This is a genomic window from Marivivens sp. ABH4_498, from assembly GCF_056160585.1.
On the sequence record NZ_JBSWXL010000004.1, the window covers coordinates 62,017 to 87,437 of the forward strand.

General features: G+C 56.0%; 27 protein-coding genes and 1 tRNA gene. 12 read left to right on the plus strand and 16 right to left on the minus strand.

Features of this window, described 5'->3' with window-relative positions; all coding sequences use genetic code 11:
* Positions 1-178 precede the first annotated feature (178 nt).
* Genes prmC through ACXAGA_RS10470 form a run of 5 tightly spaced genes read right to left on the minus strand, consistent with a single transcriptional unit; the run spans position 179 to position 4,708 of the window.
* Positions 179-1,015 (minus strand): peptide chain release factor N(5)-glutamine methyltransferase, encoded by an 837-nt coding sequence (gene prmC, locus ACXAGA_RS10450; RefSeq protein WP_475117419.1) that lies wholly within the window; start codon positions 1,013-1,015, stop codon positions 179-181.
* A complete protein-coding gene (gene prfA, locus ACXAGA_RS10455; protein WP_475117420.1) occupies positions 1,012-2,067 on the minus strand; it encodes a peptide chain release factor 1 in 1,056 nt (351 codons plus the stop codon). The genes prmC and prfA overlap by 4 nt, the downstream gene beginning before the upstream one ends.
* Positions 2,068-2,105: 38 nt before the next feature.
* Positions 2,106-2,528, minus strand: a complete 423-nt coding sequence (locus ACXAGA_RS10460) for a DUF1499 domain-containing protein (protein WP_475117421.1) — start codon at positions 2,526-2,528, stop codon at positions 2,106-2,108.
* Positions 2,525-3,487, minus strand: a complete 963-nt coding sequence (gene speB / locus ACXAGA_RS10465) for an agmatinase (protein WP_475117422.1) — start codon at positions 3,485-3,487, stop codon at positions 2,525-2,527. Before speB ends, ACXAGA_RS10460 begins: the two co-directional genes overlap by 4 nt.
* A 57-nt stretch (positions 3,488-3,544) precedes the next feature.
* Entirely contained in the window at positions 3,545-4,708 is a 1,164-nt protein-coding gene (locus ACXAGA_RS10470; RefSeq protein ID WP_475117423.1) for a M20 aminoacylase family protein, read from the minus strand.
* Between the two features lie 66 nt (positions 4,709-4,774).
* Between ACXAGA_RS10470 and mazG the strand changes: the two genes are divergently transcribed.
* The 3 genes from mazG (at position 4,775) to ACXAGA_RS10485 (ending at position 7,055) form a co-directional block, all read left to right on the plus strand.
* A complete protein-coding gene (mazG, locus tag ACXAGA_RS10475) occupies positions 4,775-5,608 on the plus strand; it encodes a nucleoside triphosphate pyrophosphohydrolase (RefSeq protein ID WP_475117424.1) in 834 nt (277 codons plus the stop codon).
* Positions 5,609-5,699: 91 nt separating this feature from the next.
* Positions 5,700-6,698, plus strand: coding sequence for a Fe(3+) ABC transporter substrate-binding protein (locus ACXAGA_RS10480; RefSeq protein WP_475117425.1), 999 nt, complete (start codon positions 5,700-5,702; stop codon positions 6,696-6,698).
* Between the two features lie 105 nt (positions 6,699-6,803).
* On the plus strand, positions 6,804-7,055 hold the full coding sequence (locus tag ACXAGA_RS10485; RefSeq protein WP_475117426.1) for a hypothetical protein: 252 nt from the start codon (positions 6,804-6,806) through the stop codon (positions 7,053-7,055).
* 47 nt (positions 7,056-7,102) lie between these two features.
* Here ACXAGA_RS10485 and ACXAGA_RS10490 read toward each other — a convergent pair whose 3' ends face one another.
* The 3 genes from ACXAGA_RS10490 to ACXAGA_RS10500 form a co-directional block, all read right to left on the minus strand.
* A complete protein-coding gene (locus ACXAGA_RS10490; RefSeq protein ID WP_475117427.1) occupies positions 7,103-8,911 on the minus strand; it encodes an ABC-F family ATP-binding cassette domain-containing protein in 1,809 nt (602 codons plus the stop codon).
* 39 nt (positions 8,912-8,950) lie between these two features.
* Entirely contained in the window at positions 8,951-9,703 is a 753-nt protein-coding gene (locus tag ACXAGA_RS10495; RefSeq protein WP_475117428.1) for a GNAT family N-acetyltransferase, read from the minus strand.
* A 68-nt stretch (positions 9,704-9,771) separates the two neighbouring features.
* Positions 9,772-10,245, minus strand: coding sequence for an outer membrane protein assembly factor BamE (locus ACXAGA_RS10500; RefSeq protein ID WP_475117429.1), 474 nt, complete (start codon positions 10,243-10,245; stop codon positions 9,772-9,774).
* A gap of 81 nt (positions 10,246-10,326) precedes the next feature.
* Here ACXAGA_RS10500 and ACXAGA_RS10505 point away from each other — a divergent pair, with 81 nt between their 5' ends.
* The 8 genes from ACXAGA_RS10505 (at position 10,327) to ACXAGA_RS10540 (ending at position 15,644) form a co-directional block, all read left to right on the plus strand.
* Entirely contained in the window at positions 10,327-10,884 is a 558-nt protein-coding gene (locus ACXAGA_RS10505) for a YceD family protein (protein WP_475117430.1), read from the plus strand.
* Between the two features lie 160 nt (positions 10,885-11,044).
* Positions 11,045-11,251, plus strand: a complete 207-nt coding sequence (rpmF, locus tag ACXAGA_RS10510) for a 50S ribosomal protein L32 (RefSeq protein ID WP_475117431.1) — start codon at positions 11,045-11,047, stop codon at positions 11,249-11,251.
* A gap of 35 nt (positions 11,252-11,286) precedes the next feature.
* Positions 11,287-12,378, plus strand: coding sequence for a phosphate acyltransferase PlsX (gene plsX / locus ACXAGA_RS10515; protein ID WP_475117432.1), 1,092 nt, complete (start codon positions 11,287-11,289; stop codon positions 12,376-12,378).
* Between the two features lie 14 nt (positions 12,379-12,392).
* On the plus strand, positions 12,393-13,364 hold the full coding sequence (locus tag ACXAGA_RS10520) for a beta-ketoacyl-ACP synthase III (RefSeq protein WP_475117433.1): 972 nt from the start codon (positions 12,393-12,395) through the stop codon (positions 13,362-13,364).
* Positions 13,365-13,448: 84 nt separating this feature from the next.
* A complete protein-coding gene (gene ihfA / locus ACXAGA_RS10525; protein ID WP_475117434.1) occupies positions 13,449-13,751 on the plus strand; it encodes an integration host factor subunit alpha in 303 nt (100 codons plus the stop codon).
* Positions 13,752-13,755: 4 nt separating this feature from the next.
* Positions 13,756-14,346 (plus strand): MerR family transcriptional regulator, encoded by a 591-nt coding sequence (locus ACXAGA_RS10530; protein WP_475117435.1) that lies wholly within the window; start codon positions 13,756-13,758, stop codon positions 14,344-14,346.
* A gap of 91 nt (positions 14,347-14,437) precedes the next feature.
* Positions 14,438-14,514: transfer RNA gene (locus ACXAGA_RS10535), tRNA-Pro, on the plus strand.
* Between the two features lie 53 nt (positions 14,515-14,567).
* The gene (locus ACXAGA_RS10540; protein ID WP_475117436.1) at positions 14,568-15,644 is read left to right on the plus strand and encodes a 2'-deoxycytidine 5'-triphosphate deaminase; all 1,077 of its coding nucleotides are present in this window, start codon (positions 14,568-14,570) and stop codon (positions 15,642-15,644) included.
* Between the two features lie 57 nt (positions 15,645-15,701).
* Here ACXAGA_RS10540 and ACXAGA_RS10545 read toward each other — a convergent pair whose 3' ends face one another.
* From ACXAGA_RS10545 to argS, 6 genes are all read right to left on the minus strand, one after another.
* The gene (locus ACXAGA_RS10545; RefSeq protein WP_475117437.1) at positions 15,702-15,899 is read right to left on the minus strand and encodes a hypothetical protein; all 198 of its coding nucleotides are present in this window, start codon (positions 15,897-15,899) and stop codon (positions 15,702-15,704) included.
* 3 nt (positions 15,900-15,902) lie between these two features.
* Entirely contained in the window at positions 15,903-16,589 is a 687-nt protein-coding gene (gene scpB, locus ACXAGA_RS10550; RefSeq protein ID WP_475117438.1) for an SMC-Scp complex subunit ScpB, read from the minus strand.
* Complete coding sequence (locus ACXAGA_RS10555) at positions 16,582-17,382, minus strand: segregation and condensation protein A (protein WP_475117439.1); 801 nt, start codon at positions 17,380-17,382, stop codon at positions 16,582-16,584. The genes scpB and ACXAGA_RS10555 overlap by 8 nt, the downstream gene beginning before the upstream one ends.
* A gap of 8 nt (positions 17,383-17,390) precedes the next feature.
* Positions 17,391-18,374, minus strand: coding sequence for a glycoside hydrolase family 3 N-terminal domain-containing protein (locus ACXAGA_RS10560; protein ID WP_475117440.1), 984 nt, complete (start codon positions 18,372-18,374; stop codon positions 17,391-17,393).
* Positions 18,375-19,394 (minus strand): SPOR domain-containing protein, encoded by a 1,020-nt coding sequence (locus ACXAGA_RS10565; RefSeq protein ID WP_475117441.1) that lies wholly within the window; start codon positions 19,392-19,394, stop codon positions 18,375-18,377.
* Between the two features lie 75 nt (positions 19,395-19,469).
* Entirely contained in the window at positions 19,470-21,212 is a 1,743-nt protein-coding gene (argS, locus tag ACXAGA_RS10570; protein ID WP_475117442.1) for an arginine--tRNA ligase, read from the minus strand.
* A gap of 119 nt (positions 21,213-21,331) precedes the next feature.
* Between argS and ACXAGA_RS10575 the strand changes: the two genes are divergently transcribed.
* Positions 21,332-22,417, plus strand: a complete 1,086-nt coding sequence (locus ACXAGA_RS10575; RefSeq protein ID WP_475117443.1) for a hypothetical protein — start codon at positions 21,332-21,334, stop codon at positions 22,415-22,417.
* Here ACXAGA_RS10575 and ACXAGA_RS10580 read toward each other — a convergent pair.
* Together ACXAGA_RS10580 and ACXAGA_RS10585 are read right to left on the minus strand one after the other, a co-directional pair.
* Entirely contained in the window at positions 22,394-24,253 is a 1,860-nt protein-coding gene (locus ACXAGA_RS10580; RefSeq protein ID WP_475117444.1) for a cation:proton antiporter, read from the minus strand. The two genes, ACXAGA_RS10575 and ACXAGA_RS10580, sit on opposite strands and share 24 nt — an antisense overlap.
* On the minus strand, positions 24,243-25,418 hold the full coding sequence (locus ACXAGA_RS10585; protein WP_475117445.1) for a deoxyguanosinetriphosphate triphosphohydrolase: 1,176 nt from the start codon (positions 25,416-25,418) through the stop codon (positions 24,243-24,245). Before ACXAGA_RS10585 ends, ACXAGA_RS10580 begins: the two co-directional genes overlap by 11 nt.
* Positions 25,419-25,421 lie beyond the last annotated feature (3 nt).

A 25,421-nucleotide genomic window follows, 5' to 3' on the forward strand; every position in this document is an offset into this window, starting at 1 on the left:
TATGCGTTGCGCTCTGGCGTTTCCCCTAGCGGGGAACAAAGTGCCGTGCGATGTTCTGGCTAATACCGTCGGGGGGCCAAGGCCACCAGCCGTCTGGTAATCCTGAGTAAACAAAGCTGGTTAGGAAAGACAAGCCTTAATTACCTAAAATCACCTTTTTTAGATGTTTTATATTCTTTTAAGACGGTTTGACGGCAGAAACGACACGGTCGCGTCCGTCCAAATCCTGAATGACCTGAACATGCCCGAAACCAGCCGCCAACAGCAATTGCGAAACAGCCGTGCCTTGGGTTGGTCCGATTTCAAAAATGATACGCCCACCCGCCACCAGATAATCAGGCGCACGGGCGACGATTTCGCGATAGGCGTTCAGCCCATCCACGCCATCTGTCAGCGCCATATGCGGTTCAAAATCGTGAACTTCGGGCGATAGATCAGACATTTCAACGGGCGCGATATAGGGCGGGTTAGACACGATCAAATCGACCTGACCTTGCAACTCATCAAACCACGATGAACGCAGAACGGCTGCGCGATGTTCCAAACCCAGCGCTATCGCGTTCTGTTCGGCGATCAAACAGGCGTCTTCGGACAGGTCGATACCGACGCCTTGGGCGTTTTCCATTTCCGCCAACAACGTCAGCAAAATACAGCCCGATCCAGTCCCCAGATCGATCACACCGCCATAGGGCTGTTGCAGGGCAACTTCGATCAGGATTTCGGTTTCGGGGCGCGGGTCCAGAACGTGGCGGTTCACCTTGAATTTGCGACCGTAAAATTCGCGATAGCCCAGAATATGCGACACAGGTTCGCGGGCCGCGCGGCGTTGCAAAACGGCGGCGAAACGGGCCTCGGCGGCTTCGGTGACTTCCTCGGGCAGGATCAGGGTCAGGCGACCTGCATCAACGCCTGTTGCATGGGCCAGCAGGCGGCGGGCATCGCGCGGCGCGTTTGGCACGCCCGCATCCGTTAGCTGGCGCACGCCTTTGGCAAGAAGGACCGAACCTGTGGTCATCCGTTCATCTCGGCCAGCATGGTGGCTTGGGCGTCGGCGATCAGGGCATCGATGGTTTCTTCCAGATCGCCCTGCATGACCTTATCCAGCGAATACAGCGTCAGGTTGATACGATGATCCGTCATACGGCCCTGCGGGAAATTATAGGTGCGAATACGTTCGGAACGATCGCCCGACCCGACCTGACTTTTGCGGCTTTCGGAGCGTTCATCATGGGCCTTTTGGCGTTCCAAATCGAACAAACGCGTTTTCAGAACCTGCATCGCGATTTCGCGGTTACGGTGCTGCGATTTTTCGGAACTGGTCACCACGATACCCGACGGAATATGCGTGATCCGAACGGCGGAATCGGTGGTGTTCACGTGCTGACCACCCGCGCCCGACGACCGCATGGTATCGATGCGGATGTCATTGGCGTTGATCTGAATATCCACGTCCTCCGCTTCGGGCAGCACAGCGACTGTCGCAGCCGAGGTATGGATACGTCCGCCGCTTTCGGTTTCGGGAACGCGCTGAACGCGGTGCACACCGGATTCGTATTTCATTCGGGCGAACACGCCGTCACCTGCGATGCGGGCGACGACCTCTTTAATCCCGCCCAATTCGGTTTCCGACTGTTCTAGGATTTCGAATTTCCAACCCTGCCCTTCGGCATAGCGTTGATACATGCGCAACAGATCGCCCGCGAACAGCGATGCTTCGTCCCCGCCAGTGCCTGGGCGGATTTCCATGATCGCAGGGCGTCCGTCTGCCGCGTCTTTGGGCAGCAGCGCCAGCTGCACATCATGTTCCGCCGTTTCCAGCGCGGTGCGCAGCGTTGGCAATTCTTCTTCGGCCAATTCGCGCATGTCGGGGTCGGACATCATGGCTTCGGCTTCGGCGATATCGGCGACAATCTGGCGGTAGCCCTGAACGGTTTTCACCACAGGTTCCAATTCCGAATATTCGCGCGACAGGGCCGCAATTTCGGATGGGTCAACGCCGCCGTTCAGTTTCGCCTCTAGAAACTGAAAGCGTGAAATAATCTGGTCGAGTTTATCACTAGGTATCATGGTTCACTGCAATGGCGCAGGCCCCGCGCGGCGTCAAGTCAGCTTAGCCCTGCAACGGTCAGCCATTCGGTCACGCGCCGCTGATTTACGCCCATATCGCTTTGGCCAAAACGCAAGTGCGCGGATACGACCAACAGACCTTCGTCATTGATGTAGACGTTCGTGTAATCGGGAAAACCCCATACGGCGCTGCGGGTCACGAACAGCATATGATTTTCACGTTCCGACCCGTAAATCATCGCCGTACGATCCGTGGCCAGCGCGACCTTTTTAATCCGAACCAGCGCGTCATCGGGCGCGCGGCGCACTGCCGCAAAACCGCCCGTGACAGGATAATCGCCAATCCCGCCCTGATCCGCAAAATCGTTCCGTTTGTAAAACCGCTGCGCGTCAACAGGTGCCAACCGCACATAGGCCGCAAAACCGAACACCAATACGATCAGAGCGATAATTATCTTCATTTGCGTTTATTCCATAGGTTCAGACAGCACAGCTCCATCGCGACATGAGCGCCTGCGACGGCTGTGATGTTACCGTGATCGAACGGAGGCGAAACCTCAACCACATCGCCGCCGACCATGTTGATCCCCGCCAGATCGCGCAGCAACGCCGCCGCCTGCCAGCTGGCCAACCCGCCCCAAACTGGCGTGCCCGTACCGGGGGCGAACGCAGGGTCCAGCGCGTCGATGTCAAAGGTCACATAGGTCGGGTTTTGCCCCACAATGGATTTCGCGCGTTCAATCACCCACGGCAGGCCCATTTCATGCACGGACCGCGCATCAATATAGTGCATCCCCAGATAGTCATCGCATTCCGTGCGAATACCGATCTGCACCGACCGTTTTGGATCAACGTAGCCCAGTTTCACGGCCTTATACATAAACGTGCCGTGGTCTATGCGGTCAAAATCATCGTCGGCCCAAAGGTCCGAATGCGCGTCGAATTGGATCACGGACATGGGCCCGTATTTTTCGGCATAGGCCTTTAGGATCGGCAGAGTGATCGAATGATCTCCGCCCAATGTCACAGACGCCGCGCCCGCCGCCAAAATCGTGCTGATATGTTCCGTCAAAAGCGGTGGAAAGCTGGGCGTATGCGCATAATCAAACGCCAAATCGCCATAGTCGATGATGGAAAAATCGCCCAAAGGATCAAATCCCCACCCGATGGGCGGATCATAGGGCTGCAGGGTCGATGCTTCGCGGATGGCGCGGGGGCCAAAACGGGTGCCGGTGCGATTGGTCACCGCCTGATCGAATGGCACGCCCGTCACCGCGATATCAACGCCGGTCAGGTCTTTGGAATATTCGCGGCGCAAAAACGACGTCGCCCCGCCAAAGGCGTTTTCATAGGCCAGCCCTTTGCGATCCTTGCGCGTAAAGGCCAGATCGATCTGTTTTTTTGCGTCTTCCAGCGCCATAACGACCCCCATTTAAAAATTTGATCAAATTCAATTGGCCGATTTTACGGCCAAGGGTCAACCCCTAGGTTGGGCAATTTCAACCAACCGCGCGAAATAGCTGGCACCATAAGGCGCTGATCGGTCATCAAAGTTGAATTTCGGGTGATGCACCTGTGCGGTATCGCCGTTGCCTAAAAACAGATAGGCGCCAGGACGGTTTTCTAGGAAGAACGAAAAATCCTCGGCTCCCATTTCTTTGTGGCCTTTGTCGTTAACCTTATCATCGCCCACGATGGACCGCGCGACGCGGGTGGCAAAGTCTGTCTCGGCCTCGTCATTGATGGTGGGAGGATAATCGTCCAGATAATCCAGCTCTGCCTCGACCCCATAGGCGGCGGCGGTGCCCGTGACGATTTCGGCCAGACGGCGTTTGACCATGCCCTGCACATCGCGGCTAAAGCTGCGGACGGTCCCGTTGATATAGGCCGTATCGGGAATGATGTTATCCGCCGATCCTGTGTGAATTTGGCTGACGGAAACGACCAGATCATCCTCTGCCGCGCGGCTGCGGCTAACGATGGTCTGAATGGCCATGGTGATCGCGCAGGCCGCAACGATTGGATCGCGGGCGGCTTCGTGGTGGGCGACGTGGCCGCCGACACCTTTGACATGGATATCGAACGCATCCACCGCCGCCATGATCGGACCGGGGGTCGTGTAAAATTCACCCAAGTCAACGCCGGGCCGCGTATGCAGGGCAAAAATGCGCGAGATGTTAAACCGGTCCAAAACGCCTTCTTTGACCATCACGCCTGCGCCGCCGCCGGCTTCTTCGGCGGGTTGGAAAATCAGGGCGACGCGGCCCGAAAAATTGCGCGTCTCGGCCAGATATTTAGCGGCACCCAGCAACATCGCCGTGTGCCCATCATGGCCGCAAGCGTGCATTTTGCCGTGGTGAACGGATTCGTAATCCAGCCCCGTGTCTTCGATGATCGGCAGCGCATCCATATCCGCGCGCAGACCAATCGTGGGACCATCGCCCTGCCCTTCGATGATCGCGACAACGCCGCTGGTCGCGATGCCCGTGTGAATATCCGTGATCCCAAATTCGCGCAGCCGATCCACGACAAAGGCCGCCGTGTTATGACATTCAAACCCCAATTCGGGATGTTTGTGCAGATGCTGGCGCCATTCGGCCATGTCTTTGGCGAAATCAGCGATGCGGTTCAGGACGGGCATGGGTGGACTCTTGGGATTGTGTGAATACCTTTGGGCTGACCAAACTCTAAATTTCGGTGGGCCGCAATGAACCAATCCCAATCTGACGCAATCGTGCATGATCCAAACGGTGGGATGGAGCGGCTGATCGAAATTATGCGCCGCCTGCGTGATCCCAAAGGCGGCTGCCCATGGGACGTTGAACAGGATTTCGCGACCATCGCGCCCTACACCATCGAAGAGGCATACGAGGTCGCCGACGCCATCGAACGCAGCGCATGGGACGAACTGCGCGGCGAACTGGGCGATCTGTTGTTTCAATCGGTTTTCCACGCACAAATGGCGTCCGAGGCTGGGTATTTCGACATCAACGACGTGATCCAATCGATCAGCGATAAAATGGTGTCCCGTCATCCCCACGTCTTTGGCGGCGAAGGCAATGATTTTTCCGCCGACGATCAGGTCGACAGATGGGAGGCCGTAAAGGCCGCAGAACGCGCCGCCAAATCCGAAACCCGCGTTTTGGACGGCGTCGCGCCCGGATTGCCAGCATTGCTACGGGCGGTGAAATTGCAAAAACGCGCGGCTCGGGTCGGATTCGATTGGCCTTCGACCGACGAAGTCATCGACAAAATCATCGAAGAATCCCGCGAATTGGTCGAAGCACGCGACACACTGACCCAAGACGAAGTCGAAGAAGAAATGGGCGATCTGCTGTTTGTCATGGCAAACCTTGCGCGTCACATGAACGTAGACCCAGAGTCCGCCCTGCGCCGAACAAACGCAAAATTCATTAGACGTTTCAATTCCGTAGAGGACGCTTTGCATGCAAAGGGATCATCCCCAGAACAAAGCGACCTAGAGGAAATGGACGCCCTGTGGGACGCCGCAAAACAGGCCGAAAAAACAGAACCAAGATAAGCGGACATTTTCCGACCATTAGATTCAGGTATTGACCCGATTAATTTGGTCAGGTTTAAGGCGCTCAACCTAAACCAAAGGAATACATACGATGCTTCGCTCGCTTCTACTAACTGCTGCCACCATTTCGGCGGCGCCTGCATTCGCTGATGTGAACATTTACACCACCCGTCAACCAGAGCTGATCCAGCCCGTGATCGACGCCTTTACCGCTGAAACCGGTATCGCTGTAAATCTGGCATTCGTATCCGACGGTCTGCCAGAGCGCCTGAAAGCCGAAGGGTCCCGTTCGCCAGCTGATCTTGTCATGACCGTAGATATCGCAAACCTGCAGCAGATCGTTGATGCAGACGTGATCCAACCCGTAGAAAGCGACGTTCTGGCAGCGGCTGTTCCTGCTGAACTGCGCAGCCCTGAAAACCTTTGGTTCGCCCTGACCACCCGCGCACGTATCGTTTACGCGTCCCGCGACCGCGTTGCCGAAGGCGAAGTCACCACCTACGAAGATCTGGCAGACCCAAAATGGGAAGGCCGCATCTGCACCCGTTCGGGCGTTCACAACTACAACTTGGCGCTGGTATCGGGCATCATCGAACACCACGGCGTTGAGTACGCAAAAGAATGGGCCGAAGGCGTGCGCGCAAACCTAGCCCGCAAACCAGAAGGCAACGACCGCGCGCAGGTTCGTGCGATCTGGGCTGGCGAATGCGACATTTCGCTGGGTAACACCTACTACATGGGCAAAATGTTGTCGGACGAAGAACAGACCGAATGGGCGAACTCTGTCCGTATCGAATTCCCAGTCTTCGAAGGTGCGGGCACCCACATCAACGTGTCAGGCATCGCGCTGACCAAAGCAGCACCAAACAAAGAAGAAGCCATCCAACTGATGGAATTCTTGGTGTCGCCAGCGGCTCAGGCGATTTATGCCGAAGAAAACTTTGAATACCCAGTACTGGAAAGCGCAGAGCTGTCCGAACTGGTTGCAGGCTGGGGCACATTCGACGCCGACACCGTGAGCCTGACCGATCTGGCAGGTCACCGCGCCGAAGCACTGCGCGTCATGGAAGAAGTCAACTTCGACGGCTAATCACCTGTCTAATATGACATTTTTAAAACCGGGGCCAAAAGCTCCGGTTTTATTGCGTCAGCCTGCCGCATAGCGAAACCAAATCATACATGCCAAATGCGGCATATGAGTATCTTAACACCCCTCCCGCCGCAAACGCCTATCCTTGCACGTCTATTTTACGCCATTCCGCTGATCGGATGGATGGCACGTGACGTCGTATTCGGATCGAAAGACAACATTTATTACGCCTTGGTCACGATCTTGACGATCTGGATCGTCGCCATTTTGCATTGGGGATATCCGGCGCTGATCATCCCGTATTTGGCGATGGTCCCGACGATGTTCATTATCCTTATTCGCATTTCGCGCGGATAGAACGACAAAGGGGGCCAGCGGCCCCCTTTTCCAATCTAGCGCGCGGATCAGGCGTCGTCTTTTTCCATCAGTTCCAGCCATTCCTCTTCGGCGGCGGCGACAGCGTTTTGGCGTTGAACCAAGGCTTCGGTCGCTTTTTGGAATTTGACGGGCTGTTTGGTGAACAACTCTGGGTCGGCCATTAATTCTTCTAGCTTTGCGATCTCGGCATTCAGTTTGTCGATCTCTGCAGGCAGCGCCTCTAGCCGGTGTTTTTCGGTGAACGTCAGGCCAGATTTTTTCTGTCCCGCCTTTGGTTTGTCTGCAGGTTTATCCTTGGGCGCGGATTTCGCGACTGTTTCGACGGTGTCTTTGCGCTGTGCCATATAGTCAGTCCAGCCGCCCGCATAAACGGTGGCCTTACCGTTGCCTTCCATCGCGACAGTCGTCGTGGCAACGCGGTCTAGGAAATCGCGGTCGTGGCTGACCAAGATGACGGTGCCATCATAGTCGTCCAGAATTTCCTGCAGCAGGTCCAGCGTTTCGATATCCAGATCGTTAGTCGGTTCGTCCAGCACCAGCATGTTTGACGGTTTGGCCATCAGTTTGGCCAGCAGCAAACGCGCCTTTTCGCCGCCCGACAGCGATTTGACGGGCGCGCGGGCCTGACGTTCGTCGAACAGATAATCCTTGAGGTATGCCACAACATGTTTCGGCACGCCGCGCACCATCACCTGATCGGCACGGCCGCCTACACGCATGTCAGGATCACCCGTCAGGCTGTCCCACAATGTCATTTCGGGGTCCAGCTGCGCGCGAGTCTGATCGAACACAGCAATTTCTAGGTTGGTGCCCAGTTTGACCTTGCCCGCGTCAGGTTCGACCTGACCCAAGATCATTTTGATCAACGATGTTTTACCAACGCCGTTCGGCCCAACGAAGGCCACGCGGTCGCCACGCTGGATCATGATATCGAAATTCGAAATGATCTGTTTGTCACCAAAGGATTTTTGCAAACCTTCGACTTCGACCACTTTTTTACCCGAGGTCGGTCCAGATTCGATGTTCAGCGCTGCGGTGCCCTGACGTTTGATCATCGACGCACGTTCAGAGCGTAAATCCTGCAACGCCCGCACGCGGCCCTGATTCCGTTTGCGACGCGCAGAGATGCCTTCGACCGCCCAGCGGGCTTCGGCTTTGATTTTGCGATCCATCTTGTGGATCATCATTTCTTCTTCTTCCCAGATTTTATCGCGCCAGGCTTCGAATCCTTCGAAACCTGTTTCTTGGCGGCGGACGGCGCCGCGGTCGATCCATAGGGTCGCGCGGGTCAACGCACGCAGAAATGCGCGGTCGTGGGAAATCAGAACATAGGCCGCTTTGGTGGTTTTCAGTTCGTTTTCCAACCATTGCACCGCTTCGATGTCCAAATGGTTGGTCGGTTCGTCCAGCAGCATCAATTCGGGCGCTTCGGCCATCAGTTTGGCCAATGCCGCGCGGCGGCGTTCCCCGCCCGAAGCGGTTGCCACGGGGCGGTTGGGATCGAATTTCAGACCTTCGGCCACCATTTCAACGCGGTAGGCTTCGCCTTCGGGCAGTTCGCTGGCCGCGTATTCGCCCAAGGTTTCGAACCCTTCCATCGTGGGGTCCTGTTCCATGTAGCCGACGGTCACGCCGGGCGGGACAACGCGGTCGCCTGCGTCCGCCTCGATCAGACCCGCCATGACTTTCATCAAGGTGGATTTGCCCGACCCATTGCGGCCCACAAGGGCGACTCGGTCCCCCGACTGGATCACAGCCGAAAGATCGGAAAACACAGGATCCCCGCCAAAAGTCAGGGAAATATCGCTAATCTGTAGTAAAGGTGCACGTGCCATAGCGCAGCAGCTAATGCCGCGCCCGAATTTGCGCAAGCCCTATCCTGCAACGGCCCGCAGCGCGGCCGCCCGTGCAGGCGGGATTGATTTGATTTCCAGCCCTGTAAACACATGCAGCGTGTTCAAATCCGTATCCACCACCGCATGATCACTGACCCAGCCGCCCATCATCAGATAGGTTTTGAGCAAAGGCGGCATTCGCCGCATGGCGGCCTTGCGATCCAGCGGTCGGCGCAAACGGTCTGCGGCAAAACGAAATACATTCGGCGCTTTGGTTTTCGGCAACCAAGGCGCAGGGGCCAGATGCCGTTCGGCCAACACATCAAAAGCGTCTAGATAGGCCTCTTGGTCGGTTCCGATAAACGATGAACACCCGAACAACAGCTCGACCCCATGATCATCGACAAATTTTGTCATAGCGCCCCAAGCGACGCGCAAAATATCGGGGTCAATCACGTCGGGATGAATACAGAACCGCCCCATTTCCACCATTGGCCCATGGAACGAACGCAGCGACGACAGTTCATAGTATTGCGCGGAATAACTATCGTCGATCTGATCGGCGGTCAGATACATCAGGCGAAAACAGCACACCAATTGGCCCGTACGGCGATCTGTCACCAACATATGCTGACACCGATCATCAAAGGAATCAGCATCTATCGGATTTGGACGTTCCGCCGCGCCGCCGCGCACAAAACACATGTAACGTAGTTGCTGCGCCATGCGCAATTCAGCGTCCGAGGTCGCCAAATGCGCGTCATACCGGCCTTTGCGTAACATCACATTCATCGTCAGCCCATTCACAATACCATCACGGGCAGCATTACAGGTGGTTTGTAACACCTATGTTAGGCGAATTACCCGTCCCCAAAGACGCTGGTCGGATCAAAATTACCGATCGACGACAGCAACTGACGCAGCAGCGTGGTGTCACGCAGATTGTCATCGGTCACACGGCGCGACAGCGACACAACGCGCCCTTGTTCGACGCCAAATGTTTCTACATTGCGTGCAACGCCCGCCGCGTCAAAGGTGACAGCGACGACTTTGCGATCCAGTTCTTTGGGGGCCAGCGCACCATAATGGCGCATTCCATACGAAATATAATAAAGACCACCCTGATCCAAAACGCCGCCAGTGGTCGGCTGGCCCAGCTTTGCGATCACATCATCGCGGCGGTCACTGCCCAGATTTACGGTTTCGATTTGCGAAATTTCAGGGGTATATCCGTGGCGGTCGATCCGTTCGACACAGCCAGATACAAGGAATGCAGACGCACATACCGCTGCCAAAAACGCTTTGGAACGGTTGTTTGGGTTGAATTTGACCATAGCTGCCCTCTTGTATCGCCTGCCCGAGCCTTTTAATCGGCTTACATTAGGTATGCCCTATTATTCAAGAAAGGAAGCATCATGGCCAGCACAGACAAGACAATCCTGCGTCTACCAGATCTGCAGAACCGTGCCGATACCAGCTTTGCCCTAGAGCCTGATGCAGATACCCGCGCGAAAATCCGCGATGCACTAGGCATTAATGCGCTACGAAAACTGCGTTTTACCGGCAAATTGGTGCCTGTCGGTCAAAAAGATTGGCAAATGGTGGCGGAATTGGGCGCAACGGTGGTTCAGGACTGCGTTGTGACATTGGAACCTGTCACCACACGGATCGACGAAAAAGTGATCCGCAATTACATGGCCGATTTTGTCGAAGAACCCCAAATGGGCGAAACAGAGATGTTCGAGGATGAAACCATCGAACCTTTGCCCACCACGATCGACCTATCCGTCATCATGGAAGAATCGCTATCGCTGCATATTCCAGACTTTCCACGGGCGGACGGCGTTGAACTGGGCGAAGCCGTTTATACCGAACCAGGCGTCAAACCGATGACCGATCAAGACGCCCGCCCCTTTGCCGGTCTGGCCGCGTTGAAAAATGCGCTGGACAAAGGCGACAAAACAAACGATTAACCGCGGCAGAAATAGGGTTGCGTTATTACTGAATCGCAGTATGTTCGCGGCTCTTTCCAAAGAGGCTCGACAGGCTGCGTCTTTTATCCTATTACGCCCGCGATCTTCTTTTGAACAACGAAACAACGGGCCATGTGCCCCCGAATGGATAGGTAGAGACATGGCAGTTCAGCAGAACAAAGTCTCCAAATCGCGCCGCAACATGCGCCGTGCTCACGACGCTCTGGTTGCAGCGAACCCAAACGAGTGCAGCTCGTGCGGTGAGCTGAAGCGCCCACACCACGTGTGCCCTTCGTGCGGTCATTACGACAACCGTGAAGTTGTTGCACAGGCAAATGACGTCGATTTGGACGAAGACGCAGCGTAAGCTGATTTTAGGACTTCAGGGTGGGAGCTGACGGGATGGACACGTCCAACAGTGGAACACCTGTCGTGCTATCAGTCGACGCGATGGGCGGCGACAAAGGACCTGCGGCTATTGTCGCGGGTCTTTCGCTTTTCCTGAAAAAAGAACCAAACGCCCGCATCGTGCTGCATGGGGATCAGGACACCCTGATACCTTTGGTCGAACGCAAACGTTTGACCGACCGCGTAGACATCCGTCACGCGGATACCGTCGTTAAAATGACCGACAAACCATCGCAGGTTTTGCGCCATTCCAAAGGCACGTCGATGTTGTCGGCGATCAATTCCGTCCGCGATGGCGAAGCGCACGCCTGCGTATCCTGTGGCAACACCGGCGCCTTGATGGCGCTATCGATGCTGCGCCTACGCAAAGCGGATGGCGTGAATCGCCCTGCGATCGCCTGTATGTGGCCATCGCGTAACCCATCTGGGTTCAACGTGATGCTGGATGCTGGCGCCGATATCCGCGCCGATCAGGACGATTTGTTGACCTACGCGTTGATGGGCGCGTCCTATGCCCGCAACGGTATGGACCTGCCCCGCCCGCGCGTTGGGTTGCTGAACGTCGGCGTCGAAGAACACAAAGGCCGCGCCGAACTAAAGGTCGCGCATGAAATGATCGCGAAGGCCGCGCCCGCTGGTGATTTCGAATACATCGGCTTTGTCGAAGGCGGGGACCTGCCATCGGACCGCGTTGATGTGATCGTCACCGACGGTTTCACCGGAAACGTTGCCCTGAAAACGGGCGAAGGCACCGCGACGTTGATTTCTGACGCGCTACGCGATTCCTTTAATAATACGATCTGGTCAAAGATGGCCGCGTTGTTTGCGATGACGTCTTTGCGCCGTCTGAAAAAACGGATTGATCCACGCCGCGTGAACGGTGGTGTTTTCCTTGGCCTGAATGGCACAGTCATCAAAAGCCATGGCGGCGCGGATGCTATGGGGGTTTACGCTGCGTTAAAACTCGCCTATCGCCTTGGACAACAAGGGTTTTCAGACAAATTGGCGGCTCGGGTTGCCTCAGCGGCATCTTTGGCGCAAGATTACCACCAAGACGGTGAAAGCAAAGCTGAAGCCGACAATTAAGGCGAGCAAATTTCATGACTATCAGAGCTGTTGTCAAAGGCGTAGGCCACTATCTGCCAGAGCGCGTTGTTCCAAACAGCTGGTTCGAGGATAAGATCGACACATCCAACGAATGGATCGTGTCGCGGTCCGGTATCGAACGCCGTCATTTTGCCGCCGAAGGTCAAACAACATCCGATCTGGCCACGCAGGCCGCCAAAGCCGCGCTAGAAAATGCAGGCATTGATGCGGCCGACATCGACGCGATTGTGTTGGCCACCTCGACCGCTGATCTGACGTTTCCATCTGCGGCAACGATGGTTCAGCACAACATTGGCGCGAACAATGCCTTTGCTTTTGACCTACAGGCTGTGTGCGCGGGATTCGTTTTTGCACTGACCAATGCGAATGCACTGATTCAGGCAGGCAGCGCCAAACGCGTAATTGTCATTGGCGCTGAAACATTTAGCAGAATTTTGGACTGGCAAGATCGCGCCACCTGCGTCCTGTTCGGCGACGGCGCAGGCGCTGTCATCCTAGAGGCCGAAGAGGCATCAGGCACCAGCGACGATCGCGGTATCCTTGCGACCGATCTAAACTCTGACGGGTCCTATCGTGACTTGCTGTATGTTGACGGCGGCGTATCCACCCAAACCACCGGCGTTTTGCGCATGGAAGGCAAAGAGGTGTTCCGCCACGCGGTCGAAAAACTAGCACAAACGGCCCATAAGTCATTGGAAACAGCCGGACTTTCGTCTGATGACGTGGATTGGGTTGTGCCGCATCAGGCAAACATCCGCATCATCCAATCCACCGCTAAAAAACTGGGCGTTGGCATGGATAAGGTGATCGTCACGGTTCAGGACCACGGCAATACCTCTGCCGCGTCGATCCCTCTGGCGTTGTCCGTTGGCGCAGCCGAAGGCCGCATCAAACGTGGCGATCTGGTCGTCACCGAAGCAATCGGCGGCGGTTTGGCCTGGGGTTCTGTGCTGTTGCGGTGGTAAGTTAATTAACACCTGCCAAGTCCTTGTTATTGACTCCGAAATTCGGCTCTGGCTAAGCTTTGGTAATTAGCTCAGGGGGATGAGATGTCTGAAAAAACTTTAACCCGTATGGACCTAGCCGAAGCTGTTCACACCGAAGTCGGTCTGTCCCGTAACGACAGCGCCGATTTGGTCGAAAGCGTGTTGGAACATATCTCGGACGCGCTGGTTGATGGGGAAACCGTTAAGATCAGCTCTTTCGGTACGTTTTCCGTCCGCGAAAAGGCCGCACGCGTTGGCCGTAACCCCAAAACCGGTGAAGAGGTTCCAATCTCTCCACGTCGGGTGCTGACCTTCCGGCCAAGCCACCTGATGAAAGACCGCGTTGCGGCAGGTAACAAAGGCTAACCTGATGAAGAAATCCCGTGACGCCTTTCGCACAATTAGCGAGGTGTCCGATTGGCTGGACACGCCCGCACATGTTTTACGGTTTTGGGAAACCAAATTTTCCCAGATCAAACCGGTGAAACGTGCGGGAGGACGCCGTTATTACCGTCCGCAAGACATGGAATTGCTGGGCGGTATCAAACAGTTGCTCCATTCAGACGGGATGACCATCAAAGCCGTTCAAACCCTGATCAAGGAAAAGGGCGCGAAACATGTGGCATCATTTGGTGCATCGATCACAGCCCCTGCCCCCGAACCGGTGGAAAAATTGCCCGTGAAAAACGATGACACAGTGATCGAAACGGTGATGAAAAGCCCCGCGGCGAATGCGCCGATCGATGACGAACCCGCAGCCATGGGCGATTTGTTCGGGTTTGAACCTGCATCAAACGTCGTTCAACTGCCCACGGCCAAACCGGCACCGTCCGCTGATCGCCCGATGGTTCTGCAAACCTTGGCCACGGTATCGGTCGATAAACTCGCCGCACGCGCAGCAAAAATCGCGCCCATAGCAGCAAAACTGGCGGAGCTGCACGGGCGCATGTTGCGCGACTAATCACGTAAACGGTCTAATTCGGAAAACCTATCGTTTTCGATGCTTTGCCCTCTTGCCCTTGTGTGCAAATCGGGTATTTAGGCCACCACGTCGGGCTATAGCGCAGCCTGGTAGCGCGTCCGTCTGGGGGACGGAAGGTCGCAGGTTCGAGTCCTGCTAGCCCGACCACTAAAAACCGCCCGCCCGCAATCTGGGCGGGCGTTTTTGTATCGGAGGGATCGATGACCGGCGTTCTACCCAGCCAACGAATTCAACAGCTGATTGACGACGGCGCAATTACCGCGACCGATCCATATGTCACAGGCCAAATTCAACCCGCCAGTCTGGACCTGCGGTTGGGCACCGTTGCCTACCGCGTCCGCGCGTCGTTCCTATCGGGCGAAGGCAGGACGGTCGCCGATCGCCTAGAAGAATTCGAAATGCACCGCGTGGACCTGACGAATGGCGCCGTGCTGGAAAAGGGCTGCGTTTACGTCGTGCCGCTGATGGAATCGCTGGCACTGCCAACAGAAGTCCAAGCCGTCGCAAACGCGAAATCATCGACAGGTCGTTTGGATTTGTTGACCCGCACCATCACCGATGGCGGCGTTGAATTCGATCGCATCGCACCGGGCTACACGGGTCCGCTTTACGCTGAAATTTGCCCACGATCCTTTTCGGTTCTGGTCCGCCCAGGAATGCGTCTGAACCAAATCCGGTTCCGCTCGGGCCACGCGGTTTTGACAGACGACGAATTGCGCGCGCTGAACGCAGAAACACCATTGGTCAATGGCATCCCCGTTATTGACGAAGGACTAGGGTTTTCGGTCGATCTGTCGCCTGAAAATGGAACATTGGTCGGGTATCGGGCCAAACCACATACCGGGGTGATCGATCTGGACAACCTTAACCATTACGACCCAGCCGATTATTGGGAAGAAATCCACACCAAAGATCGCCAAATTATCCTAGACCCCGGTGCGTTCTATATCCTTGTCAGTCGTGAAGCCGTCACCATCCCGCCCATGCAAGCGGCTGAAATGGCGCCCTATCTGGCGATGGTCGGTGAATTTCGCGTTCACTATGCTGGGTTCTTTGACCCCGGTTTCGGCCATGCCGAAGCAGGCGGTCAAGGATCACGCGGTGTGCTAGAGGTCCGCTGCCACGAAGCACCGTTTGTTCTGGAACACGGTCAGGTAGTTGGGCGTTTGGTGTACGAACAAATGGAAAGGCTGCCCGATCAACTCTACGGCCGCGAAATCAAATCCAACTATCAGGGCCAAGGCCTCAAGCTTTCCAAACATTTCCGCGCCTCCTAACGGTGGCAGCTAGGCGCGCTGAAATGGAATGCGGGGCGACCAGCCCCGCGCAATTGACTAGCGCATTTTCATCATGCGGCGGATCGTCCGAAACGCGCGGGATGCACGCATCATGTTGTGATTGACCTGCTGCGCATTTTGGCGCTGTTCCGGCGTTTCGGTTTTATTGCCCGTGACGCGGTTTTGGATCGCGCGGCGTACACCGCGTTTACCTAGCGTACGGATCAGCAATCGAATGAGTCGTTCTGCATCCATGATTTATTCCTCAATGAACAGGTCGGCCTGTTCGTCATCTTCATCATCGTCTTCTGGGTCACGATCATCAACCTGCCCTGCACCCGGCGGCGGTCGGTTGTCCAGCAAACCCGCCGCACGCAGTTCTTTAAGCCCTGGTAGATCGCGGGCGCTTTCCAGACCAAAGTGATCCAGAAACTCTTGGGTCACAACAAAGGTCACAGGGCGGCCCGGCGTCATCTTGCGCCGACCAAAACGGATCCATTCCATTTCAATCAGTTGGTCAATCGTTCCGCGCGACACGGACACGCCGCGAATTTCTTCGATCTCGGCGCGGGTAATGGGCTGATGATAGGCGATGATCGCCAGCGTTTCGATCGCAGCGCGGGACAGTTTACGCACCTCGACCGTTTCTTTTTGCAACAGATAACTTAGGTCCGGCGCGGTGCGCAGCGCCCAAGCGTCCCCGATTTTATTCAAACGCACACCGCGTCCTTCGTATCTGCGAGCCAACATGGCCACCGCCTGCGCAGGATTGCATCCATGCGGCATACGTTTTTCCAATTCGCGGATCGTCACAGGTTCGGTGCTGGCGAATAAGATCGCTTCGACCATGCGTTCCTGTTCGGCCATATGGGGCGCGTCAAACAGGCTGGTTTCCTGTTCGCTTTCGTCGGGCGTCAGGTCTGTGGCTTCGGTGTCATCAATCATCTTTTACAGCCTTTCGCCTGATTTGAATGGGTGCAAAGGTTTCCCCCTGACGCAATTCAATCTTGCCCTCTTTCGCCAATTCCAATGACGCAGCAAAGGTCGCAGCAGTTGCCGAGCGGGTCCGCATTGCGTCGCCCTGCCAGCCGTCTGGCATATACATCACCAAATCGGTCCAGTCCCGCGCAAACCCGATCAAAGGGCGCATACGTTCCAGCGCACGTTCCATCGTATCGACATGTTCGCGGTCCATCACAAATGGGCGAAATTCGTCCTTTGTCCGAATGCGCGCGTAGCCTTGCATCAAATCCAGCAGTGTCGCGGTATAGCGCACCTTGCGGACGCGTTCGAAACCTTCTGGCACGCCGCGGACGAAAAAATCGCGGCCTTTTTGATCGCGGGCCATCAGGTTTGCTGCGGCATTCCGCATAGCCTCTAATCGCTCTAGCTGGAATGCCAGGTGCGCGGCCAATTCTTCGCCCGATGGGCCGTCTTCGGTCGGGTCGGGCGGCAACAAAAGGCGCGACTTCAAAAACGCCAGCCACGCCGCCATAACCAGATAATCCGCTGCCAGTTCCAACCGCAACTGTTTGGCTTTTTCAACGAACGCCAAATATTGTTCAGCTAGGGCGACCATGGAAATCTGCAAAAGGTCCACCTTTTGCGTGCGCGCCAGCGACAGCAGCAGGTCCAATGGGCCTTCGAACGAACCCACGTCAACGACCAACGCTTCGGCGGCGACCCGCTCTGAAACGCTCATTTTCTGATCGTTGAATAATTGTGTTTGTTCGGCCATTCAGGTCCTTACGCTATCAGCGTCCCAAATTCGGCCTCTAATGCCTGTATGTCAATCATTTCGGGCGTCTGGCGGTATTTCAGCGCCTTTTCGCCCCGCAAAGCCGCCTCTGACGACATCGCACCACAAGTCGCTGCGATCGCCTGCATTTCATCTGATTTGCCGTTGCAATGCAAAACAACGTCACACCCTGCCTTGATCGACAGGTCGGCCCGATGTTCGACGGGTCCGTCTAGCGCCTCCATCGAGATATCATCGGTCATGAGTAGACCATTAAACCCGATATCATCGCGGATCAGATTAATCAGATCGGCATTTTGCGTGGCTGGCGCGGTCCCTAGATCAGGGTAAACGATATGGGCGCTCATCCCCATTGGGACATCATTCACCGCCCGAAACGGCGCAAAATCCCAATCCTGTGCCACATCCAGCGCAACATCGGCCACAGGCAGGCCCAAATGGCTATCGACCTTGCCGCGGCCATGACCCGGCATGTGTTTGATCACGGGCAAGACGCCGCCGTCCAAATGGCCTGTGATCGATGCGCGCGCGTTCGCGGCAACCTCGGTCGGTGTTTCACCCATACAGCGGTTTTTCAAAAAGGGATGCGTGTCGGGCTGCGCAATGTCACAGGTCGGCGCGCAATTCACGTCGATCCCGACCGAACGTAATTCATGTGCGATGATCCGATAGCGTAGATAAAACGCGCGTTCGGGATCCTTGGCCAATCGGGCCAATTCCAATGGCGGCATCCACTGGCGCCAATGTGGCGCGGTCAGGCGTTGAACGCGGCCGCCTTCTTGATCGATCAGAATCGGTGCATCGCGCCCAACCGTTTCGCGCAAATCGCGACACAGGGCGCGCAGTTGATCGGGTGTTTCAACGTTCCGTGCGAATAGGATGAACCCATAGGGGTCTGCATCCCTAAAAAACGATTTTTCCCACGTTGAAACCTGCGCCCCTAAAGGCGCAAAGATAAAGGCACCCGCCATTTATTGCAGCACCACAGGCACGCAATCCACGCCTTCGGCCAACAAAGCCGCACAGAAACGGCGCGTATCCGACAGGTCGTCAAAATTCACAGCGCGTAGACGATAGAACACGCGACCACCGCGTTCAGCGCGTTGGATCACGTGGGTTTTCCCCGACATATAATCAGGAAACTGTGCGTTAAAACGGGCCCATTCGCTTTGAGCGACCTGAGCGCTGTCATAGGCCCCGATTTGGACCAGATTCGTGCCCAATGGCAGACTTTCGGACGCGGCCAACGCCTGTTCCACAGTGCGACCAGAGGCAACAGGCGCAGCGGCAGGCGCGGCCACACTGGTCGTTGATTTCGCGACAACCAGATTTGCAGGGCGAACCGTCGGACGGGGCGATTCAGCCACGCCCGGTACCGACGCTGGAATGATATCTGCTATAAAGTCGGTCGAAACGCCGTTGATCGACGTTTGGACGGGCGGCACATCGGCGGCTTCGACATTGGTCAAAGGATCAACGCCGGCTGCGATATTGTCCGCCATTTTCAAAATGTCTTCGGCCGTCATCGGCGCGGCAGGATCCGCGATTTCAGCGGCGACCGGCTCGGGCTCGGGCTCTGCTGCTTTTTCCAATGCAGCGGCAACGCCTTGGGCCATCACCTCGCCAGCTTCGGCGGTTGGCATAACGGCCAAATCTTCGGCAGGCAAAGCCGCCGTTTGCGGCGCTAGCAACACCTCTTCGGCGGCTTCGGGGGCAGTGGCGCCGCCCAAAGCGGCCACATCATTAACCGATAGGCCCAGATTTGGTGCGATTTCGCCTCCTGGGTTACTGGGCGCTTGGCGCATTGCGCCTTCCATTGCGCGGACAACGGGGACGCCCGTGACGTCCCGCATGACCAATTTGTAGCCCCAAACGCCAACACTGGCCACAACCGCCAAGGACACGCACGCGCCCACGATATTGACCAGTTTACCGGTGTTCAGCTTTCGCTCCGCATGATGCGGAGCGCGCACATCAGAATACGCTGCCATTTCGCCTATGCCGCGGTGCTTGCGCGCCCGCGTCCCTCAATTCGTTGCCTGCTCGAGCCCGGCGAAATGGATGCTTTAGCGCATCTCTGTTGCCGGTTTCACGCCCAAGATACCCAAACCGTGCGATATGACAACCGCCACGGCCTTGATCAAAGCGATTTTCGACTGACTTGTTGCAACATCACCCTCTTGGATGAAACGCAGCGACAGATCATCGTTCCCCTTGTTCCATAGGCCATGCAATTCCGACGCCAATTCGTACAGGTAGAACGAAATGCGGTGCGGTTCGTGGCCTTTGGCGGCGATTTCAACCAAACGAGGCCATTCCGCCAGTTTTTTCACAACCGCGATTTCGGATTCCGATGACGCTTTGGTCAGGTCAGCGGCGTTCAGGGCCGCGTCCGATACGTCGATCCCCTGCTCTGCTGCTTTGCGCAGAACGGAATGCACACGGGCCGATGCATATTGCACGTAGAACACAGGGTTGTCTTTGGACTGTTCCAACACTTTGTCGAAATCGAAATCCAAAGGCGCGTCGTTTTTACGGGTCAGCATGTGGAAACGGGTCACATCAGCGCCCGCCTGTTCAACCACATCGCGCAAGGTCACAAAGGTGCCCGCACGTTTGGACATTTTGAACGGTTCACCATTTTTGAACAGCTTCACCAACTGGATCAGTTTGATGTCCAATGGCACTTTGTTGTTCGACAGAGCGGAAACGGCGGCTTTCATACGTTTGACGTACCCGCCGTGGTCCGCACCAAAGATGTCGATCAGCTGATCGAAACCACGGTCCACTTTGTCATAGTGATAGGCAACGTCAGGCGCGAAATAGGTCCATGCGCCGTCCGATTTTTTCACAGGGCGGTCAACGTCATCGCCATATTCTGTCGATTTGAACAGGGTCTGTTCGCGTGGTTCCCAATCTTCGGGCACTTTGCCTTTGGGTGGTTCCAACACGCCTTCGTAGATCAGGCCTTGGGCCTCTAGACGTTCGATCGCGTTTTCAATCTGGCCTGTGCCGTACAGCGCCTTTTCGCTGCTGAATACGTCCATTTTCACGCCCAGCATCGCCAGATCGTCGCGGATCATATCCATCATCGCGGCGGTCGCGAATTCGCGGATATCGGCCAGCCATTCCGATTCTGGCTGATCGATCAGGCTGTCGCCGTATTTTTCTTTCAGCGCTTGGCCCACTGGGATCAGATAGTCACCTGGGTACAGACCTTCGGCGATGACAGGTTCCAGACCGTTGGCTTCGCGATACCGTTCGAACGCGGAACGCGCCAGCACGTCCACCTGCGCACCTGCATCGTTGATGTAGTATTCGCGCGTGACATCATAGCCCGCGTAATCCAGCAGCGACGCCAGCGCGTCACCGAATACCGCACCGCGGGTGTGGCCCACGTGCATCGGACCCGTTGGGTTTGCCGAAACATATTCAACGTTGACTTTGATCCCATTGCCCATGTCCGACTGACCATAGGTCGTGTCGGTCAGCGCTGTTTTCACGATCTGCGGCCAAACATTTGCGGCCAGACGCATGTTCAAAAAACCGGGGCCAGCAACATCAGCCGAGTCGACACGTTCATCGGCGATCAAACGCGCAGCCAGCGCATCCGCGATATCACGTGGCTTGGACTTTGCAGGTTTGGCCAAAACCATCGCAGCGTTGGTTGCCATATCGCCATGCAAAGCATCGCGGGGCGGTTCAACCGCTACGTTGGAAAAATCTAGGCCCTCAGGCAGCTGCCCATCGGCTGTCATTGCGGTCAGGCAGTCAATGACCAATGCGCGAATATCGGAAAACAGGTTCATTTCATCGTCTTTCTCGGGTTCGGGCTGGGTTTAACACGGCCAATCCAAAGGTCAACGGGCAGCTGCGCGATGCTTTCAGGTAGGTTGTTTTATTCAAGCGAAACGGTAAAGGTCAGAACATGGTTAAGTTGAACATTGTTATCATCTTCTCAATAGGCTGTGTGATGGGCCTTTTGTCGCTTTTTATGCGCGGCGAATTGGTCGATCCTGCCGTGTCGCCTGCCCTGATGTTTCTAAGCCGCGGCAACCCGCAGGCACTGTATGAATCGCTGGTGCATCTGCACGGCGGATTTGGCACCGGTCTGTTTTTCTTTGTCGCGTCATTTTTGGCATTCGTCGCCCGCGAAAAAGACGCGCGCGTCGCCCATATCTGGGGCGGTATTGCGTTTGGTCTGGGCATTTTGCAAATGTTGATCGCGATCTGGTCGTTTGGCCACGACATCGCGCCAACATTTATTCCCGAAATCAGCCTGATCGTTCATCACCATCACGCCGATGCCCCCCAGACATGGTATCAAATCATCCTAAGCGAAGAATACCTGCAAGTGACCGCGTTGACGCTGATCTTGTTAGCCTGCGCATCGACGTTGTGCATTTCGGCGGCCTACCAGATCGGGTCGGCGCTGATGATGGCGCTGACGCTGTGTACGTTTGCGCTTTATTCGTTTTTCTACCTCAAAACGCATTCCGAAATCGGGCTGTCATTGTTCATCATGCCAGAGGTCGTTTTGCTGGCCATTTTGGCAATTGTATTAGTTGACCCGCACCGCGTGGATCAACCGTACCTGACAATCGGCGTGAGTATTGTTCTGTTGGCTGGTTTGGCGTTTGACCTGCTATCGACAATGACCGATGAACAACTGCTGTCGGATAGCTATTTCTACATCGCCAACAAACATCTGGCGCAGCATGGGCTGTTGGTTTTCGCATTTTTCAGCGCATGGTCCGAATGGCAAAACAAAACCTTTGACCGCGGATTGGAATGGATCCATGCCTCGGCCATCGCATTGGCATTTTTGCTGACCTATGTGCCACTGATCCTCATCGGACGCCAAGGCGGAATGCGGTTCGATCTGGATACGTCAGCGACATATCCAGACCTGAATTATCTATCCACTTTGGGCGCTTATTCGTTAGTCGTCCTGATTGTGGCGGGGTTGTTTTTACCCAGATACCGCAGACTACGGGGTCAAATCGTCGGGTAAGTTCGGCGACACTTTGGCGGCCTCGCTTTCCAGACTTCCGGGTGGCAGCATCGAAATGATCTGCACATCCGGTCCCGGTTTGACCTGATCATCATTGCGGACGAAACGAATATCACCCGATGCATTCACAAAGGCATAGATCACCGCATTCGGGCGTTTTTCGCGCCAATCTGCAAATGTGAATTCTTCGGTCAGGCGCGTGACGCGGAACAACCATCCTTTGCGCATCAGGTCCCGCAATTCATGCAGAGTTTTGCCGTCGCCGAAATGTTTGCCACCCAGCGTCGCAGGCAAACTGTGCCGCGCGCTGTCGGATTTTTCCCGCACCAACTGATACACACGATCCCGCCCAAATTCAGGCGCAAGGTCCGTCGCAACGAGCGTGTTATACGCATCATTATCCGTTGCCGCGACGACAGTGCCGTAGCTGACAAATTCCAAACGATCCTCTGCCGCTTCAGACAGAATGTCGCCAGTAAATGTCGGCACGCCCGCAGACCGCGCTGTGCGCAATTTGGCGTGGTTTGGATCGGTCACAACAACGGGCACCGATGCCTTTTTCAATGCTTCGGCCAATGCTGTGGACCAGGTCGAACCACCAACGACGATAACGCCTGGCACCCCTGCCCCCGTCAGCCCCAACCAGCGCGCCACAGGCGCCAACGTGAAACCGTGCAGAACCACGGTCGCTGCGACCAGAACAAACGCCAACGGACCGACCAAAGCGCCGTCTTCGACACCGATTGCCGCCAGTCGTTCCCCAAACAGCCCCGCAACAGCCACCAGAACAACGCCGCGCGGACCCGTAATGGCGACCAACAGTTTTTCTTTGAATGGTATATCAACACCGATCAGCGAAATCAGAACGGTCGCGGGACGCGCGACCAAAATCACCAAACCGACAAACAGCGCGGCATGCCAATCCAAACGTGCCAGCGCGGCAAATTCCAGATTTGCGGCCAGCAGGATAAAGACGCCCGACACCAGCAGGACCGTTGCGTGTTCTTTGAAACGGCGCAATTCGGTGTAGCTGGGCAAATTCGCGTTCGCGATCCAGATACCCATGATCGTCACGGCCAAAAGCCCGCTTTCGTGCAGAACAGAGTCGGCCAAAGCAAAGGTCAGCAATAGCACCGTAAACAGGACCGGAACTTTCATATATTCAGGCACATAGGCACGTTTGAATGCGCGCGCGATGCCATAGCCGGCGACCAAACCCAATACCGTTGCAACACCGATACCGACAATAAAATCCATCGTGGCCGTGCCAGCGTTGGTCGCGGTATTGCGCACCATGACGACTTCGAACGCCAAAACAGCAGCCAAAGCGCCGATAGGGTCGTTCAAAATCGCTTCCCATTGCAAAAGGTTCGCAGGGCGTTTCGCCAAACGGGCCTGCCGCAACAGCGGCGCAATTACGGTTGGGCCCGTCACAATCATGATGCCGCCGAACACCGCCGCTGTTTCCCAGCCGATCCCAGCGCCATAGTGCAGCGCAAGCGTCGACGACAACCACCCCAGCGGGGCGCCGATAAACACCAACCGCCGCACGCCCGCAGCCGCATCAGACAGCGAATGGAAATTCAGCGTCAGGCCGCCTTCGAACAGGATGATCGCCACGGCGATCGCGATCATGGGCGATAACAGATTGCCGATGTCCCGCTGCGGATCAAAGACGCCCAACACGGGGCCGACGATGATCCCCGCCAGCAACATCAACACGATCGCAGGCATCCGCAGACGCCACGCGACCCACTGCGATCCCACACCCAACGCGCCCACCAGCGCAAACGCCATCACTGGCGACAATGCGCCCGCAGCAGATTCAACCGACATTTGTAACCCTTGTTCGTTCGATAATATCTGATCCTGTCAGGCGCGCGTGTTCTTGGATCGCGAACCTGTCGGTCATTCCCGATATGTAGTCACAAACAATTCGGGCAAGGTCGACTTCGGTCTTTACCTCGGCCAGGTCTTTGCGCCACTGTTTGGGCAGGTGGCTGGGATCGGCCATGAAAATCGGGAACAGATCTTTGACCGCGCCCGTCACATGTTTGCGCATCTCGACCACGCTGGGGTGGCGATACATGCGTGTAAACAAGAACTTACGGATCACTTTTAAATCAGCCCAAAGCGCCGGAGAGAACTGCACCATCATGCGGCCCGCCTCGCGGACGTCCTCGACCGATTGGGGGTTTAGATCGCGCAGATTTTCAGTTGTGACCGCAATGACATCTTCGACCAGAATGCCAAAGAACCGGCGCAGCGCCTCGTGGCGGCGGCGGTAATAATTCAGACCGGGGTATTTTTTATCCACCTCGGCCCAGCAATCATGCAAGATCGGCAGGTCCGCCAATTCGTCCGTGCTGAACAATTCGGCGCGCAGACCGTCATGCAAATCATGGTTGTTATAGGCGATGTCGTCCGCCAATGCCGCAACCTGCGCTTCGGCGCTGGCGTGAGTGTGCAATTCCAGATCATGTTTCGCCACATAATCGCGCAACGCCCAAGGGATATCCCCCGTTACGGGGCCGTTGTGTTTTGCGATGCCTTCCAACGTTTCCCACGTCAGATTCAGCCCGTCAAAATCGGCATAGTGCCGTTCCAGATTGGTCACGATCCGAATGGCCTGCGCGTTGTGGTCAAACCCGCCATAAGGCGCCATCAGTTCATGCAGCGCATCTTCGCCCGTGTGACCGAACGGAGGGTGCCCCAAATCATGGGCCAGCGCGATGGCTTCGGCCAATTCTTGGTTCAAACCGATGGTGTTCGCCAAAGTCCGCGCGACCTGCGCGACTTCGATCGAATGGGTCAGGCGCGTGCGGAAATAATCGCCTTCGTGTTCGATGAAAACTTGGGTTTTATGTTTTAAACGACGAAAGCTGCTTGCGTGGATAATACGATCACGATCCCGCTGAAATGGGGAACGAAAATGGCTTTCTTCTTCGGGGTATAATCTACCGCGGGACCGCGATGGATCGGTCGCAAATGGCGCGCCCATGTT

Coding starts and splice junctions, on each gene's coding strand:
- ACXAGA_RS10520 (WP_475117433.1), top strand. CDS start 12,393: ATGACTATCAGAGCTGTTGTCAAAGGCGTAGGCCACTATCTGCCAGAG.
- speB (WP_475117422.1), bottom strand. CDS start 3,487: ATGGCGCTGGAAGACGCAAAAAAACAGATCGATCTGGCCTTTACGCGC.
- ACXAGA_RS10575 (WP_475117443.1), top strand. CDS start 21,332: ATGGTTAAGTTGAACATTGTTATCATCTTCTCAATAGGCTGTGTGATG.
- plsX (WP_475117432.1), top strand. CDS start 11,287: ATGGACACGTCCAACAGTGGAACACCTGTCGTGCTATCAGTCGACGCG.
- ACXAGA_RS10560 (WP_475117440.1), bottom strand. CDS start 18,374: ATGGCGGGTGCCTTTATCTTTGCGCCTTTAGGGGCGCAGGTTTCAACG.
- ACXAGA_RS10500 (WP_475117429.1), bottom strand. CDS start 10,245: ATGGTCAAATTCAACCCAAACAACCGTTCCAAAGCGTTTTTGGCAGCG.
- rpmF (WP_475117431.1), top strand. CDS start 11,045: ATGGCAGTTCAGCAGAACAAAGTCTCCAAATCGCGCCGCAACATGCGC.
- ACXAGA_RS10485 (WP_475117426.1), top strand. CDS start 6,804: ATGAGTATCTTAACACCCCTCCCGCCGCAAACGCCTATCCTTGCACGT.
- ACXAGA_RS10470 (WP_475117423.1), bottom strand. CDS start 4,708: ATGCCCGTCCTGAACCGCATCGCTGATTTCGCCAAAGACATGGCCGAA.
- ACXAGA_RS10585 (WP_475117445.1), bottom strand. CDS start 25,418: ATGGGCGCGCCATTTGCGACCGATCCATCGCGGTCCCGCGGTAGATTA.
- ACXAGA_RS10505 (WP_475117430.1), top strand. CDS start 10,327: ATGGCCAGCACAGACAAGACAATCCTGCGTCTACCAGATCTGCAGAAC.
- ACXAGA_RS10495 (WP_475117428.1), bottom strand. CDS start 9,703: ATGAATGTGATGTTACGCAAAGGCCGGTATGACGCGCATTTGGCGACC.
- scpB (WP_475117438.1), bottom strand. CDS start 16,589: ATGATTGATGACACCGAAGCCACAGACCTGACGCCCGACGAAAGCGAA.
- ACXAGA_RS10565 (WP_475117441.1), bottom strand. CDS start 19,394: ATGGCAGCGTATTCTGATGTGCGCGCTCCGCATCATGCGGAGCGAAAG.
- argS (WP_475117442.1), bottom strand. CDS start 21,212: ATGAACCTGTTTTCCGATATTCGCGCATTGGTCATTGACTGCCTGACC.
- ACXAGA_RS10555 (WP_475117439.1), bottom strand. CDS start 17,382: ATGGCCGAACAAACACAATTATTCAACGATCAGAAAATGAGCGTTTCA.
- ACXAGA_RS10580 (WP_475117444.1), bottom strand. CDS start 24,253: ATGTCGGTTGAATCTGCTGCGGGCGCATTGTCGCCAGTGATGGCGTTT.
- ACXAGA_RS10490 (WP_475117427.1), bottom strand. CDS start 8,911: ATGGCACGTGCACCTTTACTACAGATTAGCGATATTTCCCTGACTTTT.
- ACXAGA_RS10530 (WP_475117435.1), top strand. CDS start 13,756: ATGAAGAAATCCCGTGACGCCTTTCGCACAATTAGCGAGGTGTCCGAT.
- prfA (WP_475117420.1), bottom strand. CDS start 2,067: ATGATACCTAGTGATAAACTCGACCAGATTATTTCACGCTTTCAGTTT.
- ihfA (WP_475117434.1), top strand. CDS start 13,449: ATGTCTGAAAAAACTTTAACCCGTATGGACCTAGCCGAAGCTGTTCAC.
- ACXAGA_RS10480 (WP_475117425.1), top strand. CDS start 5,700: ATGCTTCGCTCGCTTCTACTAACTGCTGCCACCATTTCGGCGGCGCCT.
- mazG (WP_475117424.1), top strand. CDS start 4,775: ATGAACCAATCCCAATCTGACGCAATCGTGCATGATCCAAACGGTGGG.
- prmC (WP_475117419.1), bottom strand. CDS start 1,015: ATGACCACAGGTTCGGTCCTTCTTGCCAAAGGCGTGCGCCAGCTAACG.
- ACXAGA_RS10540 (WP_475117436.1), top strand. CDS start 14,568: ATGACCGGCGTTCTACCCAGCCAACGAATTCAACAGCTGATTGACGAC.
- ACXAGA_RS10460 (WP_475117421.1), bottom strand. CDS start 2,528: ATGAAGATAATTATCGCTCTGATCGTATTGGTGTTCGGTTTTGCGGCC.
- ACXAGA_RS10545 (WP_475117437.1), bottom strand. CDS start 15,899: ATGGATGCAGAACGACTCATTCGATTGCTGATCCGTACGCTAGGTAAA.